Source organism: Candidatus Hydrogenedentota bacterium (assembly GCA_012523015.1).
Taxonomy (GTDB): Bacteria; Hydrogenedentota; Hydrogenedentia; order Hydrogenedentales; family CAITNO01; genus JAAYBJ01.
The window spans coordinates 1-2,470 of record JAAYJI010000279.1; the positions used below are offsets into that span (position 1 = coordinate 1).

General features: G+C 43.8%; 3 protein-coding genes. All 3 read left to right on the forward strand.

Annotation, left to right across the window (positions count from 1 at the left end; genetic code table 11):
- The coding region (locus tag GX117_12210; protein ID NLO34093.1) for a peptidoglycan DD-metalloendopeptidase family protein at nt 1–1,277 on the forward strand (1,277 nt) is incomplete at its 5' end.
- Between the two features lie 79 nt (nt 1,278–1,356).
- Nucleotides 1,357–1,749: a hypothetical protein gene (locus GX117_12215; protein ID NLO34094.1), complete on the forward strand. Its 393-nt coding sequence runs from the start codon at nt 1,357–1,359 to the stop codon at nt 1,747–1,749.
- Between the two features lie 229 nt (nt 1,750–1,978).
- Nucleotides 1,979–2,470, forward strand: a 492-nt coding sequence (locus GX117_12220) for a hypothetical protein (GenBank protein ID NLO34095.1), incomplete at its 3' end; no start/stop codon positions are given.

Consider the following 2,470-nt stretch of genomic DNA (forward strand, 5'->3'; position numbering starts at 1 on the left):
AAGAATATGGGGCGATGTTTGATGTTGATCCTTCTCTTCTTATGGCTATTGCAGCATGGGAAAGCGAAGGAGTGCACACAAATCAAGACCGCACTGATGGGTTCGGGTTGATGGGAATCGATGGAGCAGGCACGGTTTTAAAAGAAATCAAAGCAAAGGATGCCAGTGGCAAGCAGGTTTTGATGAAGATTGATAACAATGGAGACATTTCAGAAGTCAAAGACAATGTTAAGGCCGGAGCGATGCTTTTTAGGCAGTATCTTGATTATTTTTCAGGAAACGAAGTCATGGCTTTGCAAGCTTATAACAACGGCGTTGGGGCAGTCAAAAGTATGGCTGAGAGTTATGGGCAATCTTTAGGGCTTAATTGGGTTAAAGTTGCTGAAGATCGTTTTGATGCGGGATGGCTTGAGGAAAGATCTTCTTTTGCCGGGGATGGCGATGTGTATTATATCGAACACGTTCTTGGTTATTACGTAAGTGAAAACAAAGGGTTCGATGTTGTTTCCTCCTATAAATCAATGGGTGTTGATGTGCCTAAAGGGGCCCTCAATAGTATTTTTGAAGCAGTTGGGGGGAGCGTCCAATCTTTGTTTGGGTTGGTTGCGGATGTTTTTTCAAGTAGCGGAAAGGTGAATGCATTTGAACATCACGCTACTGAAGCTGACATGAATCTGCTTTTAGGAATGACGGTTGCTTACGACAATCAAGTTTCATTCACTGATGCAGAAAAATATCTTAATCAAAAGGATTCCGGCGATGCAAATTTTAAAGTAGGATTTCTCCACCTTGGCAATAGTGAATATATGGGCTTTTTTGGCGGGCAAGGGGAAACATTTCGCGCGGCTGCAGCACTTCTAGATGGCTTCAGTGATCCCATCGACACAACAAAACAACGATATTACGTTTCGAGCTTTTTCACGAATGGCGAGATTAGGACAGATGTAAATACGGGCAGGGCACACAATGGGATTGACATTGGCATGGGAGTTGGAACCAAGCTTTATGCTGCAGCAGATGGGATTGTGATTGATGCCGGAAGGCTTGGTGCTTCAGCCGGCCTTGGCGTTGTCATTCAACACGAAGATGCTATTATTACCCAGTATTATCACATGAGTACAGTGGTTGTTTCCAAAGGCGCTCGCGTCAAGCAGGGCGGGCTCCTTGGCGAATCGGGAAATACCGGGTTTTCAACAGGCCCGCATCTCCATTTTGGAGTCCAGATCAATGGACGCTACGTTGATCCGCTTGCGTATTTTTTCCAGTCTCTTTTATAATTATTTCTTGTTTGGTCCATAAAATTATTGATATTTTTGTTTTTGCCTGCATAGCATAACCTGAAAGGAGGTGGCTGATATGAAGAAAAGGCTTTTCTGGGTCGCCATCGCGGGAGTATTAATGGTAAGCATGATGGCAGTGCCGGCGTTTGCCGATACGGATGATCCTTATGTGGATCCGGATGCCATGAGTATCATTACTGAAGGAGAAGATTCTGCAACAGTCGAAGATGTGGAAAATTATATCGACGATAAAAGTAGTGAGATCATTCACTTGTTGCAGTATGTTGGACAGCCCGTCCTTATCATAGCGTTCATTCTTTTTGCCTTCTTGGCAGTGTTTGGCACAATGGGTAACACTTCACTGGTCGGAAGGGGAGTCCTTGGGATGCTGATATGCGGTGTATGCTACTGCTTGATCCTATATGCCGGAGATATCGTAGTGTTTATATCTTCTTGGGCAAAACCGTAAATCTAAACCTTTTTGCAAGGGGTGCAGCTATGGCTGTGCCCCTTGTTTTGTTGCGAAAATATTAATTTTTCTTTTCGTATAGTATATAGGTAAGTGTCGCGCGTGTTGCGCAAGCGTTTTGGAGTTAGGGCAGAGGAAGCCCCGGCGGAATATTTTTTGCCAGAAGCGAATAGAATAAAGGTGAAAAATACAAATTCAGAAATGAAGGTTTCGATAAGGAGAAATCAACATGAGAAAAAATATTGCAGGAATTTTAATCATTATTTTAGGTGCTGCCCTCATTTTTGGTTGGGAATTTTACGGGCGTGAAAAGTTTACCTACAAGCCGGCTTTGGTGTTGGTGTCTTCTGTCGAAAAAGGGCAGCTGATCACGTCAAATGTTCTTGCAGAAAAGAAATTCCCACAGGAAGCATTGGTGGAAGGCTCGATGGTCCTTGCGGATGTCGGCCAACTGGTCGGGAAAGTTGCACGTCATCACATGCCTACAAATGCCCAAATTACCGCAAAAGATGTTTATGCGGATGGTCTTTTTATAAAAGGCAATGAATCGATATACAAGATCCCATCTAAGTGGATCAGTAGTGTCAGTTCTTCAGTGCGAAGAGGGGATACTGTTGTGATTTATGACGTTACGGGTCTTCGCATGATCGGAGAATTCCGTGTAGCCTTTGTTAAGGACAGCTCTGAACGAGAAATTACCAACGAAGATGGGACGAACTAT

Excerpts from the sequence above, each read along its gene's own strand:
- GX117_12215 (NLO34094.1), top strand. The coding sequence starts at position 1,357 with ATGAAGAAAAGGCTTTTCTGGGTCGCCATCGCGGGAGTATTAATGGTA.